This is a genomic window from Metallosphaera javensis (ex Hofmann et al. 2022) (assembly GCF_022064045.1).
In the GTDB taxonomy this organism is placed as follows: domain Archaea; phylum Thermoproteota; class Thermoprotei_A; order Sulfolobales; family Sulfolobaceae; genus Metallosphaera; species Metallosphaera javensis.
This window is the reverse complement of record NZ_JAKNCW010000002.1, coordinates 173035-186053: the sequence shown is the minus strand read 5'-3', so window position 1 is coordinate 186053 and position 13019 is coordinate 173035. Positions and strand designations below refer to the sequence as shown.

Below are 13019 nucleotides of genomic sequence, written 5' to 3'. Positions count from 1 at the left end.
ACTCACGAGGCCATAAAACAAATTTATGCAAGTTTGACGACGCCATGGGGGGCTCCAACATCTAATATCACAGTTTTGAGATAAATATAGGAAAGTTTAAACGCTGTAATAACTAATTTGTCCCATGGGGCTTTCAGTACTCTTTAACGTTAGCCATGGCAAGAGCTTTATCCAGGAGATTAGGGCCATGTTTAGAATAGTTTTGGTACCCGAATCAAAGTTTGAGGCCAAGAACCTTCACTACGTTGTTCTGATTGACCGAAGCTACTCCATGAAGGGTGAAAAGCTGGAGATGGCTAAGGAGGGGGCTAAGTTACTGGTTGAAAACCTGCCCAAGGAGAGTTACTTCTCCCTACTGACTTTCAATGAGAAGGTCTCACTTTTGAAGGAGCATGAACATCCTTCCCCGTTGGGAAGGGAACTTGAGGAGATAAAGGTAGGGAGTGGGACAGCCCTGTATAAGGCATTGCAGGAGGCATTTAATCTGGCGAGAAAATTTGGGGGACCGACCTACGTCATTCTTCTCACAGATGGCGTACCCTCTGACATGGGATGCATGCCCGGTCTATCGAGAAAGTTTGACCTGAACAGATGTCTTCCCGTATACCAGGGATTGTCTGTCCCTGATAACGTGCAGATAATTTCCTTTGGGATAGGGGATGATTACAGTGAGGAAATACTCTCTCAGGTCTCTGAAAGGGGAAGAGGCTTCTTTTATCACATCACCGATCCCGCGGAAATTCCGGAGAAGATGCCCAGATTGGCTAAGTCTCAAGTGGCTGCGAGTGATGTGGTAGTTGATCTGGTGTCCGAATCACCTGTGAAACTGCTGAACTATGACTCCCTACCCGTAAGGATAAACGCCGTTGAGGGGGTGGTGAAAATCTTCGGGGAAACGGTTATCCCCAGGGAGTATTCAGGGAAGTTCATGACGCTTAAGGTTAGATACAGGGACGAGAACGGTGATCAGAACAGAACCCTTGAGTTCTCCTTAAGTAAGGCACGAAACCAGCAGGAGTTCGTCTCTGGGATAGACAGGGACCTGATCATGGAGTACGAGTACTTGCAAACTCTTCAGAACTACTCCAGGGATTTGGAGGCAAGAAATCTGGTCGAGGCCACAAAGAAACTGGATAGACTCAGGGAAATAGCGGAGCAGACTAGAAGGCAAGACCTCCAGGAAGTTGCAGAGGAGCTCACCAGGAAAATGTCAAGTGGAGGTAACACAAAGGAGATAGCCAGCGAGGTTACGAGGAAAATGAGAAATGCGGAGTAGCCATTTATTACTTGATAGAACTCTATTTAGGTAATGATTGAGTTCAGGATCGTAAAGGAGTTTCCACCGAATCTTCGCGAAAGAATTTGGGAGATAGTTAAGGATGTCAACTCCATGCCCAATTACTGGAAAGGTATACGAGAACTTCACGTGAACAAGGTAGCTGATAACATGTTTGAGGGTGAGGTGAGGTTTGCATTTCCATCAACCTCCAGAGTGAGGATAGAGATCCTAGACCACTCCGTGATTCTTCACTTTCTCAGTGGAATTCTAAAAGGAACAAACAGGATAGACGTTCAGGACTCCGCTGTTACCTCAACATGGAGAGTTGAGATGCCTCTCTACATGAAGCCCTTTGAGGGGAGAAACAGGGAGCATTTCTCTCAGGGGACCGAGCATGCCCTTGAGAGGATAATTGAGACAGTTAGATTAACTTCCATGAGCTCTTGATCATGTGAAGATCACGAGGGATCAGAGTAGCGCCCAGCGTCATTCCAGAATCTTCACCTGAACCCCGTGCCTGGACAGAAAATTCTCAGCCTTCTGGAATTCCCTGTCTGCCGTCACAAGTTCCCTGGACCCAAGGAGAACTGCGTAGCTCACATGGAGGAGATCAAGGGTTCTCAATTTAACTTCCTCAGCTATTCTCAACGCGTAGTGAACGACCTCGGACAGGTTACCCATGGGCGAGTTCCTAATCCCGCTTAGACTCCTCACGGATATGTTAAACCTGTAAAGAATGTTTACCGCACTGGGTAGAGGGTCAGGCACATTTCTTGAAAGGTAACTCACCAATTCCACGAAACCCAGCTCTGATGTTATACCGCCTCCCTCCAGTTCCCTCAGAGCCTTATCCCTTCTAGGATCATTGAGAATAGACAAGACAATAACGCTAGTATCAAAATATTTCAATATCTATCCCTTTCTTGCAAGAAGTCCTCAAGTCTCTTGTTTATGAGCTGAGTGCCAATCTCCTTGGACTTGTTTAGAATCCTTCTCCACTCGTTGACTTCCTTAAGTCCCTCTGAAATGATGAAGTTGAGTGCCTCATTTCTCGAACTGAATGTCCCCGAAGCTACTAGCTCGTCTATCTCCTTGAGTATCTCCCTTTTGACCCTCACAGAAACTACTTCACTCATAGTATACTATAGTTAGTACACCAGCTATAAACGTTCCTCAAATGTAAAGAGTTTATCCATCTCTACTGGAGAATAATTGTAAAAAATGGATTCCTGAAACATATTAGGCACACGTTTATATTTTTGAGATAACCATCTTTTTTGTGATACCCATGGACGTTCTTATCTTCTCATCAAGCCGTGAAGCTGAGATGGAGGAACCTGTTTTCTGCGATAGGGACACTGTGAAGGTTGATGAGAGCAAATGCAAGGGCAAGTCCCTGGGCGTTGCGCCCACGGTCTCTAGGATGTTGAAGATGCTGGGGTACAGGGTAATCATAGTGGATCCATTCGCTGAGGATGGGGATTACGAGGCGGATCAGGTAATCAGGGGAAACACGTTCCAGATCCCAGACGAGCTCGTGAAGGACAAGTACGTTTTGGTCGCGACAAAACACGTTTATGATACCTGGGCATTAATGAAGGCCATCCTGGGAGGCGCTAAGGAAGTGTCCGCAGTGATGAGCGTGAGGAGAGCAAAGGTAATCCTGAAGAGATTGTTGCAGGCAGGGATTCCAAAGGAGAAACTCCTCACCTTGAGGATACCCGCTGGCCTGGATCTTAATGGTGAGGAGGAGAATGAGATCGCGCTGAGCATTGTAGCAGAAATTGTGGCTGTTTCTAGAGGAGGAACAGGCATTCCATTGAGGGATAAGAAGGGACTGGCTAAAGTAGTGGAGGAACTTTGATAACATACGAACCCATAGGTTTCGTAGAGGTGGAGGGTGAACCCTCCAGAGGAAAGGAGTGTTTTGTGGTTGTGCGACCTGAACTAGCTGAGGGTCTGACTGGACTAGAGCAGTTTTCTCACGGGATAATTATATATCATCTTCACCTTTCTCATTTCAATGGTCTCATTAAGGTTCGGGGAGGAGTGAAGGTGGGAGTATTTGCAACGAGGAGTCCCAATAGACCCAATCCCATTGGTATATCGGTTGTGGAGATCCTGGAGGTCAAGGGGAACAGGGTCAAGGTTAGGGGACTCAATGCCTTTAACGGGACCCCTGTTCTGGATATCAAGCCGTATGATAGATGGGATTCCGTGATTAACCCGCAGGTTCCCGGTTGGCATCAGGTACAGTAGCTAGATGAGCAATCTGGCGGTCATCCTCACGAATGGCGCCACTGCCCCGTGATCCTCATCCAGGTACACGAGCCTGGTATCGGATGTGATAGCATCAAGGGTGCTGAGTTCTGAGAAGGGAATTGCAATTTCTCTAACAAGTATCTCTCCACCACCCAGCTGAATAACCCTTCTGGGCCTGATCCTTATGCTCTTCTTCACAATCTCCGATTGGGTAGCACCGAGTACCATCAAGGCATTTTTTGACTCCTCCATCAATTCCCTGAGTTTCCAGTCGCCCGGTTTCAGCACGGCGTTAAAAAAGTCGGGCTTGGGGTACATTCCTCTACCGTTACCTGGCGCGCCCGTGTAAAGAGTTCCCAGGTAGTTTAACACCTGTCCATTTCCCACGAGTTCCTTTCTCTCTGTCTTCACTCCCTCGTCATCAAAGGTATAATAGGCGTGAGAGTACGCAATTAGGGGATCATCATACAGGGTTATGTCAGGAAGGCCTCTCTCATCCTTGTTCAGAAGAGGCGAGTCTGCCATGAGCATGGCCATTAAAGATTTCAGCAGATGGGAGGTGGCCTCTGGATCTAGGAGAACTCTCCCCTTTTCCGCGAAGAACACAGTGTGCCTGAACCCACTCTCTTCCTTAAGAAATTCCAGGACGCTGGGTATATCCATTGGATCGCCTGTGAACGCGAAATCCCTTCCGTTAACCGTGACGTAGTTCACCAGCTTTTCCTCGATGCAGGAGTAGTCATCCCAGATTATCTCCCTCCTCACCTTCCTGATTTCTATTCTATCTCCCAGCTGGATCCTGTCAAGTAATTCCCTTGCCCTATCCCACTTGGCAACTGAGGGGTGAACAAAGGAACCGCAGATGGGATCGGGTTTTCGATCCTTTCCAGTGTTGCTCCATCCAGAGTCCGTTAAGTACCTCGTTACACTCCAGGTGGAGCCCTTGTCATAGGTGACCGATGTGTTACCCCTTCTCTCCTTAATTACGGACTCGTGATGGAGGCTGATTTTCATGGTAGATATTTAAGACCATCAATTGAAAAATGTTCTCAAGATTAATGTCATCTTACAACCTCGATCAATGATGTTGAAGAATGTGTTATCCCTTAAAGTTTAAACCTGGAAAACTCTGTTATACTCATGATAGTTGTAGGAGTTGATGGTGGAGGGACAAAGACAAAGGCCATTGCCGTGGAATGTGTGAACGGTGCCGGAAAGATAATAGCGGAACATGAAACTGAGGGATCCAACTTTCACAACGTAGGAATAAGGAAAGCAACCCAGAGAATAAGGGAGGCAATCATGGAGAGTACAAGGGGGGCTAGACCTGACCTCGTTGTAATGGGACTGGCGGGTCTAGATTCCAAGTACGACTATGAGGTACTCTGGGAAAACCTTCACGGGTTGGGAAAAGAGGTCATAATGGATAACGATTCCTTCTTCTTGTTATACAGCGAGACGAGGGGTGGAAAAGGGGTCATAACTATCTCTGGAACAGGTAGCGTGATCCTCGGAATCGATGGGAATAAAAAGGTTAGAGCGGAGGGTGCGGGATGGTTCCTCTCGGACACAGGGTCAGCGTACTGGGTTGGAAGGGAGGCGTTGAGATACCTCACAAAGGTTCTCCAGGGAGTGGAAAAGGAAACGGAAATGACCAAGGCTCTGACAAAATCACTGAGGATAAGGGATGTGGATGACCTGATTTACTGGGTCTATCACAAGGGTCATAGGGTGGAGAGGGTTGCCTCTGTATCCAAGATAGTGGATAAGGCTTCAAGGAAGGGAGATAGCGTGGCCAGCTCCATTCTGAGCAGGGCTGCCAGCGAATTGGGTGAGATAGCCTCACGGGTTGCCAGGGAAGTTGGATCCAGCTCCGTGTATGTGGTGGGAGGAATGTTCAGATCTAAAACTTACGCCAAGGAATTTGAGAAGGCCTTGCTGAAGTGGAGAATTAAGACGGTAAAGATAGATAAGGACCCCACAATGGGTCCCCTCATGTATGGACTTGACAGGATCAACTGCAAGTTAAGTGAGAGTTAAGGATTTTCAGAAGCGTGAATGGCTAGACGGAAAGTGAGGGGGTTTTCCGACTAAATGAGCTTTCCACCTTGATATTTACCCTGATATACCTTTTCCGTAGGTGAATCCAGCCTGGAGAAAATGAGGTGAATGACACCCATACCCTTCCTTAACTTTCCTCCTCTCAAGGTGCTTATCGCTATGATAATCTTTCCTTGATAACCTGCATCGATTACCGTTGGGGGCGCAATGAAGCCATTTCTTGCCAGCGTGCTTCTCAAGGTCATTATGGCAATGGTGTCGGAGGGCATGTTCACCTCCTCACAGCTCTCAAAGAGGTAAGTGTTACCGGCTTCCAGGTCAGCATAGTCCAAGAAGTTAATCTCCTCAAGCTCCGACTTAACCTCAGGTAACTGGGATCCTCCCTTCACCCTCCAATACCTTTCCCCACAAATCCTCAGATCATAACCATTCTCCTTGACGTTCTCCCGTGAGTAGTTAAGTATCATGCTTCCCAGGGACTTGAGAATGGACTGGTGAGCGTAAATCACGAAATGTTCTTTATGTTAAAGGACTTTTAAGGAATACAGCCTCAGATACTCCACTCTTGGAAATTGATCTTCCTGACCTTAGCCTTTAACATCTCCACACTGGACCTCAAATTATCCACTGCTTTTCCCAGATCTCCTACTTCCGAGAGGAACGGAATTGACATAAGGAATAGCTTCTCCACAGCCTCCATCAAGTCCAGGGCTGAAGATTTCAGATCAACCTCTAGATTCACTTTTTCGTTCCGAATCAGAGATAATACATACGCAACTGTTACCGTCTTGAATACCTCCTCTAGCCTATCTATCTCCCTAGCCGATTCCAGCACTTGAGACACCTGTTCAGCCAATTCCAGTTTTCCTTCTTTCATGAAATCCTGCAATCTCTTTGCTAACATATCCGTTATCTCTGACCTAGCTAACTCACTTGCCCTGATCACGTCCTCGGCTTCGGGAACCTTAAGATATATCACCGTGCCGAAAACATCATCACTGGTATTAAGCGGTATATCCTCCAGGTACTCCCTGAATCCTAGATAGTGTTCTGCTCTTCTCTTGTACATAGATAAATCTTTGAAAACCGCTATACTCATTGATAATCATATATGAAATTTCTGACTTATAAAGATAATCAACCTTTTTGGAAAATGTAATGGAATATGGCTAGACTCGTCTAAACCTAGTGGTGAGGGTCTGAGGATCTGGGATCAATGCTCCTTCTCTTCTATCTCCTGTGTAACCAGCTTGCCTAGCATGTCTGAAAAACTCTTCATTGAGCTTCTCGGTAGGCATGGAATCCAGTTCCCTCAACGCGTTAACCAAGCTCTTCCTCAGCACCTCTAGGTACTTGGAATCCAAGGGAGTTGGAATATCGGCGTCTGAGTGATACACCCCTATCATATCGTCGTTGTAAAGGACCAGACCCGGAATTCCTCTCTGCACAAAGGGATAATGATCGGAAAAGGGGGTGGGCATTTCCACCCTCTTTACAGGAAAATGTCTAGACAAAAACCAAAGGTCAGGTGTTCCAGAGAATACAACCCTGGAAGGATAGATCGCATCAAGTGAGATCATGGCAAACACGTCATCCACGGGATATTGGGACGAACCGGTACAGCATCTGGGTCCCTCCTCTGAACTGAAGAAAACCAGCTTAACCCCGTGTTTCAGGTCCAGTCTCTCCAGATCCCTCTTAAGCTCCACCAAGAGCTGAACGGATAAAATATTATCGTGAAATCCTGTCAACCAATGATCCACATGGGCGCCTAGAACCAAGAAGGAATCTCCTTGACTCACTGTGACCTCAATATTTCTGGAACTGACCTCCACCAGCCTGGTATCAGAACAGAATTCAACAAAACCCTCTACCTTTCTCGACGTGAAAAGGGTGGGAGGTGAGCCCTGCGGGAGGGTTATTCTTCTCAGCTTACCATCCTCCACAATTATTACCCCCTCATACTGAGAAAGTGGTAAGTCCTTCAGCTCGAAGGGATGTGGAGTCATTGAAAATAGACCCACCTCCCTCCCCACTCTCCCCTTAACGCATCCTGAGGTATAGGGCATAGCCACAGAAGGTATCCTCTCACCGTTCACAAGGGCCTCCGTATATCTAACATCCCAGAACTTGGTGTTAACGGGAATAGACCTGCTATCTGGAAACAACTCCTCAAGGGTTTCCATTATTCTGGACTCTACAGGTCCGCCGTGAACTGCCTCGCCCATTCTGAATATTCTCTCGGCCAATTCCATGGACAACTGTAGACCATGGGGAATAATCAATCTTCTCTGCTTCCTATCTCTCCCTCCACCACTCTCATGAACCTTCTGATCGTCCAATACGTTACTGGTTCCCTATTCTTCCGAAGGTCTCTAACTCTGCTGAAAAGCTCGCAAAGCTCATCGTTCCTGATTGTTTTACAGCACTCCATCACCTCCCCATCGGATAGGGGAATATTCCCTTTCGCACAACACTTGGACCTTATGAAGGACCTTATACCTCTGTAGAGATTATTAACAGATGATATCTCGTCTCCTCTCGCTACACCCTCAAGGCTCAGCTTCACCTGTGTCCTCGAGTAACGGAGGAGCTTACTGCATGTCTCTTTGGTGAAATTAAAGGTGAAATTGGGAAGGGAACCACATATTAACTTGGAGTCATTCAGAACATAGTAACATAATGGATCTCCTTCACGGCATAGCACGTGTAGAGTCTCCTCATTCATTACCACAGGAGAAAGGTCCATGGATGCAAGCTCCATGAGAACACTCTTATCATCAGTGATGGCAATTACGTTGATGTCCGAAACCCCCTCTACGTAATCCTCCCTAGTGTAGGATCCAAAGTACAGAAGTGCCCTAACTCTCCCGCAGATCTCCTTGAATTGATGTTCTGATATCACAGTTCACCTTTATCCGGATTGGTATATGTGCTCACCTCCATGGAAATAGACGGTCAATCCACTCCTAGCCTAACTTTCTTGCTCGAATCCAAAGCCTAAAGTTCTTGCACAAAAGTATCATGACATACCGAGTTACTTAAAATAGATCAGCAAGGAATCGTTATCCAGCTTATAACTAAATAACACGTTAATACTTGCGTTAGGAAGGGCTTTCTTACCCGATTCAAGAAAGCCCTTCTCTGAGCCCAGATATTCTCTCGACACTACTATCACAATTTTCTGAACATTCTTAGGTAAAATCAGCGAAAGCATTTTCCCTAGATTCGAAACCGCTTTCATGGGGATCTTCTTGGGGGTCGAATTAACGCCGAAAGAGGATATTATCACCTCTAACAGCTCCGGCTCAACCTGCTCATTTCCCCCCTTGGCCTTGATATCAGCCATCATCGTCCTTCACCAACAGCGAGAAAATAATCATGAGTGTTGAAAGACCCCCGCTTACTGACTTCTTTGCAAAATGTAATTTTAAAGATTACGCTCTTGATTGATCTCGAGGCAGGGGAGAATGGCCGTCGGTATTAAATTTGAGTATTTTTGATGTCATTTTTAAATAAACTTTGCATAATTTCAGATATTATCTATCTCTGAGCTTTAAAAGAAAACAATCAACCTTTTACCAAACCAATTACCAAACCTATAATGAACGCGATGGAATTGTAAGGAAGCAGATCCAGATATGCGGATACTTTGGACTCTGCCTGAGTTGCCGTTTGACCAAGACTCATCAGCGCATGTTCCACAGACGTGGGAGTTATTGCCCCGACGGCTATTAATATGATGATGATTGCCAGGATAATTATTCCAACCTTGATAACATTCTTTATAAGGAACCCTATAAGTAATCCGAGCACAAATGCCACTATCAGTGATATGATTCCTGTTTCAGTAATTCCAGAAATTGGTGTCATAATCTCTATCCGAAAAGGTGACTTTTAATGTTTGTGACAATAAACTGAATCCATGAAAGTCGTAAAATATGAACTCGAGGGAAAAATTGAGATCAATGGAAAGATAACCACATTTAAACGAAAATATAGACATCTCAAATTCGCGAAGGACTACATCAGATCATTAACCGGTACAGAGGTCAAATGGAGTGAAGACAGGGATAAGATACTTGCCGAGTATAAGGGGCAGGGAATCTCCTATCAGTTCGAGATCAGGAAAAACAGGATAATTAAGCCCAAGAAGGAGAAACAAGAAAAGAAGGAGGAAAAGCAGACAAAAGAAGAGAAGAAAGAGGAGAAGACAGAGGAAAAGAGTTCAGGTCAATCTCAGGCTGGTACTACTGCTAGCTGAACGTGTGCCTTAAAGTCGTTTTTCATGGCATTGGCCAAGCTTATCATATCGGCAATAACTCTTTCGTATAGTTCTTCCCTGTTCACCCAATACATATACGCTGGCCTTCCCTTTCTCTTCTCGTCCTCCGTCACTTTCTCCCTATTTATTAATCCTTTGTAAAGCAGGTTATTGATGGACTTGCTTATGGAGGCCTTAGTTACTTTCAAGGTCTCTGCTAATTCCTCAGTGGACATTTTTTCTCCCTTGCATGTTAACACGTGCAAAACCTCGACATCGCTTCTTGAAAGCCCATACAGAAACCCAATGACGTCTTGAATATCAACTTCCCTTCCGTCTGGGAATCTTATTTTATTTGCTATCTTGTTCATTTCTTTCTCACTAAAATCCTTATGGGATAACTTGATTAAAAAATGTATATATGTTAATGTTCAGAACAATATGAAAATATGCACTTATATATAAAAATGTACATCTTTGTCTAGAGCTTTAGACAAAAGTGGTAAAGGTTGTTAAAGTTAAAGTTATGAATTTGAAGGGCGCTTTTTTTTTCAGCGGATCGGAAGAACTCTATTGCCAAGAAAGAGATCACCTTGATAGGAATTTTCCTTAGGAAAGTTAACCCCTTACTCTGAGATGTCCTGAACTTAGAATGAGCAGTATATTAACAGGGTTAATACTATCAACCTGAATATCATATACCAAATGTATAACTTTGCTGAAAGAGATAATTGAATTCATGAAGTGGGAAACGCCATGTGAACAGGCATTTAACACTGTGGTTCCTTACCTCAGGGTCGCAATTATGAGGAGGTTAGTGGACAGAAAGGTTCCAGTTAAGAGAGCCGCAAAGCTCATTGGTTTGTCCGCCACCTCCTACGAGAAAAGGGTGAAGGATGAGATGAAGCTAAAAACTCTTCTCAGTGATCCAGAGATATCAGACATGATAGATGGGGTTGCGAGCAGAATAATTTCAGGGGAGAGAGTGGAAGAGACCACATTTTGCCTCCTCTGTTCCAGGTCTAGGGAGATATTCGGGTTACCTCCCTGCATGATCTAGTGAGAAAACTAACCCGATCCGATTTTCAAGTTAGCCTATGCGTGAAGTGTGAATTGATCTAAAACGTTACCCTCACATCCACCGCAAATGCGCCCTTTTCGTTCACTATGAGAGGGTTAATGTCCATCTCCTTCACGTTCAGGTCCAGAATTAGCCTCGACACGTTGGATACTGTCCTTATAACTGAACCCTCATCGTAACCCCTTTTCCTTGCCCTTATCATGTCAAGAAGCCTACTTTCTCGTAGCATTTCAAGGGCCTCGTCTTCGTACACAGGTGCTATGCCGTAACTGACGCTCTTGAGGACCTCAACGTATATCCCTCCCACTCCTACTAACACCGTGTGACCAAACACTGGGTCTCTAATTCCACCCACATAGGCTTCCAGTCCCGTTAGTTGCTCCTGTATCATGACTCTCTTGGAAATCTTGGAAAGGAGTTCGAACTTTTCCTTAACCATGTCTTTCTCCACATTCATGTAAACTCCCTTCAGTTCTGTCTTATGCACAGGCTGGTCCGTGGAAATCTTCATGACCACCGGGTAACCGATCGAGTCAGCATACCTTTGTGCCTCCTCCGCTGTGCTTGCAATACCCCATCTGGGTGTCTTCACACCATAAAGTTCCATGAGTTTTAGACCCTCGTAATCGCTCAGGAAGCTTTTCCCTTTGCTAAGTTCCTGAGCCGAGTTTATGGGTTGGGTTACCCTGACCTTCTTCCTGGGAGAGGGTCTCCTGACCAGCTTGCTTATGGCATTAACGGCCTCCTCAGGGAAAGTAAACACAGGAATGGAGGCAGATTCCAGTATCCTTGAGGCTGAATCCTCGTCATAGCCCATTGTCACTCCTATGATTCCCTTCCCCTTGAAATTAAGGAGAACCTTGGCCACTTCAGTACAACTGATGAAAGGTAGGGACTCCACTATCACCAGTTTAGTACAGTCTAGGTCTGAGACTATCTTAAGGGAGTTGAGGTACCTATCCCTACCAGCATCTCCGGACAGGTCCAGAGGATTCTTGGGAATGCTTTGGGGCGGAAGGACCTTCCTCAACTCTGCGCTGAGCCTTTCGGGGATCCTCACCAGTGAAAGTCCTGCTCTCCCCATGGCGTCCGAGGTTAATACGCCGTGACCACCTGAGTTGGTCACCACAAGGATCTCATCCCTGATGGGTTCGGAGGAATTGACCAACTTGGAGAGGTTCAGGAAGTCCTTGAGGTTCTCAACGAAAATTCCGCCCACGGTCCTGATTGCGGCTTTGAAAACGTCGTAGGAACCGGCCAAGCTTCCCGTGTGGGTCTTAACTGCCTCCGCACTCTGAGCCGAGGCTCCGCCCTTTATGAAGATAACCGGTTTCCTAGATGTGGCCTCTGGTATGATCTCGAGGAACTTTTCGCCATCGGATACACCCTCAATATACACGAAAATGGCCTTGGTCTCGGGATCCCTGGATAGATAATCAATGACCTCGTACTCCTTCACGTCTGTCTGGTTTCCTAAACTTACCAGAAAACTTACCCCTGTCCGGGATTTCTGCGCCCAGTTAAGCATGTAGGCGCCTATACCACCGCTTTGTACCACAAGCGCGATCTCGCCTCGTCTAACATCAGCGAAGGCAAACGTGCCGTTATAATCGGGAGTTAGAAGTCCCATCGTGTTTGGTCCAAGAAATCTTATCCCATACTTACTCGCAATGGATGTCACTTCCCTTTCCAGTTTCTCTCCTTCTGGCCCCACTTCCCTAAACCCTGAGGTTATGACAATTCCAGCCTTGACACCCTTTTCCCCAGCCTCCTCCATAACCTCTGGAACTGACTCCCTGGGAACGGAAATGATGGCAAGATCTACATCATCCTGAATATCCTTTAATGATTTGTAAGACTGAACTCCCTCTATGGTCTCAGATTTGTTGTTAACAGGATAGACCTTACCGCGGAAAGTGGAGGATACGTTTCTAAAGATCACATTTCCGACCTTCTCCCTATTTCGTGAAGCCCCCACCACTGCAATGGTCCTCGGCCTGAAAAGATAATCTAGATCCATGAAACAATCTGGTCTTCACGGTTAATAACGAGTGCGGTCCGACCATGTGCGT

General features: G+C 45.9%; 18 protein-coding genes. 7 read left to right on the top strand and 11 right to left on the bottom strand.

Annotated elements, in window-relative coordinates; genetic code table 11:
- The first annotated feature begins 124 nt into the window (after positions 1–124).
- Positions 125–1276, top strand: coding sequence for a VWA domain-containing protein (locus tag L3N51_RS02815; RefSeq protein WP_238025333.1), 1152 nt, complete (start codon positions 125–127; stop codon positions 1274–1276).
- Positions 1277–1309: 33 nt separating this feature from the next.
- Positions 1310–1726 carry an SRPBCC family protein gene (locus L3N51_RS02810; RefSeq protein WP_238025332.1) on the top strand — a complete coding sequence of 139 codons (417 nt, stop codon included), beginning with the start codon at positions 1310–1312 and terminating at the stop codon, positions 1724–1726.
- A gap of 39 nt (positions 1727–1765) precedes the next feature.
- On the opposite strand, the gene L3N51_RS02805 is transcribed toward L3N51_RS02810, so the two are convergent.
- Positions 1766–2188: a type II toxin-antitoxin system VapC family toxin gene (locus tag L3N51_RS02805; protein WP_255776022.1), complete on the bottom strand. Its 423-nt coding sequence runs from the start codon at positions 2186–2188 to the stop codon at positions 1766–1768.
- Complete coding sequence (locus L3N51_RS02800) at positions 2185–2415, bottom strand: ribbon-helix-helix domain-containing protein (protein WP_238025330.1); 231 nt, start codon at positions 2413–2415, stop codon at positions 2185–2187. The genes L3N51_RS02805 and L3N51_RS02800 overlap by 4 nt, the downstream gene beginning before the upstream one ends.
- Before the next feature lie 152 nt (positions 2416–2567).
- On the opposite strand from L3N51_RS02800, the gene L3N51_RS02795 reads away from it, so the two are divergent.
- Both L3N51_RS02795 and tsaA read left to right on the top strand, forming a co-directional pair.
- Positions 2568–3143 (top strand): XdhC family protein, encoded by a 576-nt coding sequence (locus L3N51_RS02795; protein ID WP_238025381.1) that lies wholly within the window; start codon positions 2568–2570, stop codon positions 3141–3143.
- Positions 3140–3538, top strand: coding sequence for a tRNA (N6-threonylcarbamoyladenosine(37)-N6)-methyltransferase TrmO (tsaA, locus tag L3N51_RS02790; RefSeq protein WP_255776021.1), 399 nt, complete (start codon positions 3140–3142; stop codon positions 3536–3538). Before L3N51_RS02795 ends, tsaA begins: the two co-directional genes overlap by 4 nt.
- Here the strand turns inward: tsaA and L3N51_RS02785 are convergent, their stop codons facing one another.
- Positions 3539–4555, bottom strand: a complete 1017-nt coding sequence (locus tag L3N51_RS02785; protein ID WP_238025329.1) for a metallopeptidase TldD-related protein — start codon at positions 4553–4555, stop codon at positions 3539–3541.
- Positions 4556–4681: 126 nt separating this feature from the next.
- Between L3N51_RS02785 and L3N51_RS02780 the strand changes: the two genes are divergently transcribed.
- Positions 4682–5581, top strand: a complete 900-nt coding sequence (locus tag L3N51_RS02780) for a BadF/BadG/BcrA/BcrD ATPase family protein (RefSeq protein WP_238025328.1) — start codon at positions 4682–4684, stop codon at positions 5579–5581.
- A gap of 50 nt (positions 5582–5631) precedes the next feature.
- On the opposite strand, the gene L3N51_RS02775 is transcribed toward L3N51_RS02780, so the two are convergent.
- The 6 genes from L3N51_RS02775 to L3N51_RS02750 form a co-directional block, all read right to left on the bottom strand.
- Positions 5632–6111, bottom strand: a complete 480-nt coding sequence (locus tag L3N51_RS02775; RefSeq protein ID WP_238025327.1) for a dCTP deaminase — start codon at positions 6109–6111, stop codon at positions 5632–5634.
- A 41-nt stretch (positions 6112–6152) separates the two neighbouring features.
- Complete coding sequence (locus L3N51_RS02770; RefSeq protein WP_238025326.1) at positions 6153–6671, bottom strand: hypothetical protein; 519 nt, start codon at positions 6669–6671, stop codon at positions 6153–6155.
- 100 nt (positions 6672–6771) lie between these two features.
- On the bottom strand, positions 6772–7944 hold the full coding sequence (locus L3N51_RS02765; protein ID WP_238025325.1) for a M28 family peptidase: 1173 nt from the start codon (positions 7942–7944) through the stop codon (positions 6772–6774).
- Positions 7884–8507 carry a hypothetical protein gene (locus L3N51_RS02760; RefSeq protein WP_238025324.1) on the bottom strand — a complete coding sequence of 208 codons (624 nt, stop codon included), beginning with the start codon at positions 8505–8507 and terminating at the stop codon, positions 7884–7886. The genes L3N51_RS02765 and L3N51_RS02760 overlap by 61 nt, the downstream gene beginning before the upstream one ends.
- 132 nt (positions 8508–8639) lie before the next feature.
- Entirely contained in the window at positions 8640–8954 is a 315-nt protein-coding gene (locus tag L3N51_RS02755) for a DUF4898 domain-containing protein (RefSeq protein ID WP_238025323.1), read from the bottom strand.
- Between the two features lie 218 nt (positions 8955–9172).
- Positions 9173–9475 carry a hypothetical protein gene (locus L3N51_RS02750; RefSeq protein WP_238025322.1) on the bottom strand — a complete coding sequence of 101 codons (303 nt, stop codon included), beginning with the start codon at positions 9473–9475 and terminating at the stop codon, positions 9173–9175.
- A gap of 52 nt (positions 9476–9527) precedes the next feature.
- On the opposite strand from L3N51_RS02750, the gene L3N51_RS02745 reads away from it, so the two are divergent.
- Positions 9528–9866, top strand: coding sequence for a hypothetical protein (locus L3N51_RS02745; RefSeq protein ID WP_238025321.1), 339 nt, complete (start codon positions 9528–9530; stop codon positions 9864–9866).
- On the opposite strand, the gene L3N51_RS02740 is transcribed toward L3N51_RS02745, so the two are convergent.
- Positions 9842–10228: a MarR family transcriptional regulator gene (locus tag L3N51_RS02740; RefSeq protein ID WP_238025379.1), complete on the bottom strand. Its 387-nt coding sequence runs from the start codon at positions 10226–10228 to the stop codon at positions 9842–9844. The genes L3N51_RS02745 and L3N51_RS02740 overlap by 25 nt on opposite strands.
- 377 nt (positions 10229–10605) lie before the next feature.
- Between L3N51_RS02740 and L3N51_RS02735 the strand changes: the two genes are divergently transcribed.
- Complete coding sequence (locus tag L3N51_RS02735; protein WP_238025320.1) at positions 10606–10926, top strand: transcriptional regulator; 321 nt, start codon at positions 10606–10608, stop codon at positions 10924–10926.
- A gap of 58 nt (positions 10927–10984) precedes the next feature.
- Here L3N51_RS02735 and L3N51_RS02730 read toward each other — a convergent pair whose 3' ends face one another.
- Complete coding sequence (locus tag L3N51_RS02730) at positions 10985–12967, bottom strand: acetate--CoA ligase family protein (RefSeq protein WP_238025319.1); 1983 nt, start codon at positions 12965–12967, stop codon at positions 10985–10987.
- Positions 12968–13019: the final 52 nt, after the last annotated feature.

What these genes read in the sequence shown, in the direction of transcription:
- L3N51_RS02815 (WP_238025333.1), top strand. Translation starts at nt 125, where the DNA reads ATGGGGCTTTCAGTACTCTTTAACGTTAGCCATGGCAAGAGCTTTATC.
- L3N51_RS02810 (WP_238025332.1), top strand. Translation starts at nt 1,310, where the DNA reads ATGATTGAGTTCAGGATCGTAAAGGAGTTTCCACCGAATCTTCGCGAA.
- L3N51_RS02800 (WP_238025330.1), bottom strand. Translation starts at nt 2,415, where the DNA reads ATGAGTGAAGTAGTTTCTGTGAGGGTCAAAAGGGAGATACTCAAGGAG.
- L3N51_RS02795 (WP_238025381.1), top strand. Translation starts at nt 2,568, where the DNA reads ATGGACGTTCTTATCTTCTCATCAAGCCGTGAAGCTGAGATGGAGGAA.
- L3N51_RS02785 (WP_238025329.1), bottom strand. Translation starts at nt 4,555, where the DNA reads ATGAAAATCAGCCTCCATCACGAGTCCGTAATTAAGGAGAGAAGGGGT.
- L3N51_RS02780 (WP_238025328.1), top strand. Translation starts at nt 4,682, where the DNA reads ATGATAGTTGTAGGAGTTGATGGTGGAGGGACAAAGACAAAGGCCATT.
- L3N51_RS02770 (WP_238025326.1), bottom strand. Translation starts at nt 6,671, where the DNA reads ATGTACAAGAGAAGAGCAGAACACTATCTAGGATTCAGGGAGTACCTG.
- L3N51_RS02755 (WP_238025323.1), bottom strand. Translation starts at nt 8,954, where the DNA reads ATGATGGCTGATATCAAGGCCAAGGGGGGAAATGAGCAGGTTGAGCCG.
- L3N51_RS02750 (WP_238025322.1), bottom strand. Translation starts at nt 9,475, where the DNA reads ATGACACCAATTTCTGGAATTACTGAAACAGGAATCATATCACTGATA.
- L3N51_RS02745 (WP_238025321.1), top strand. Translation starts at nt 9,528, where the DNA reads ATGAAAGTCGTAAAATATGAACTCGAGGGAAAAATTGAGATCAATGGA.
- L3N51_RS02735 (WP_238025320.1), top strand. Translation starts at nt 10,606, where the DNA reads ATGAAGTGGGAAACGCCATGTGAACAGGCATTTAACACTGTGGTTCCT.
- L3N51_RS02730 (WP_238025319.1), bottom strand. Translation starts at nt 12,967, where the DNA reads ATGGATCTAGATTATCTTTTCAGGCCGAGGACCATTGCAGTGGTGGGG.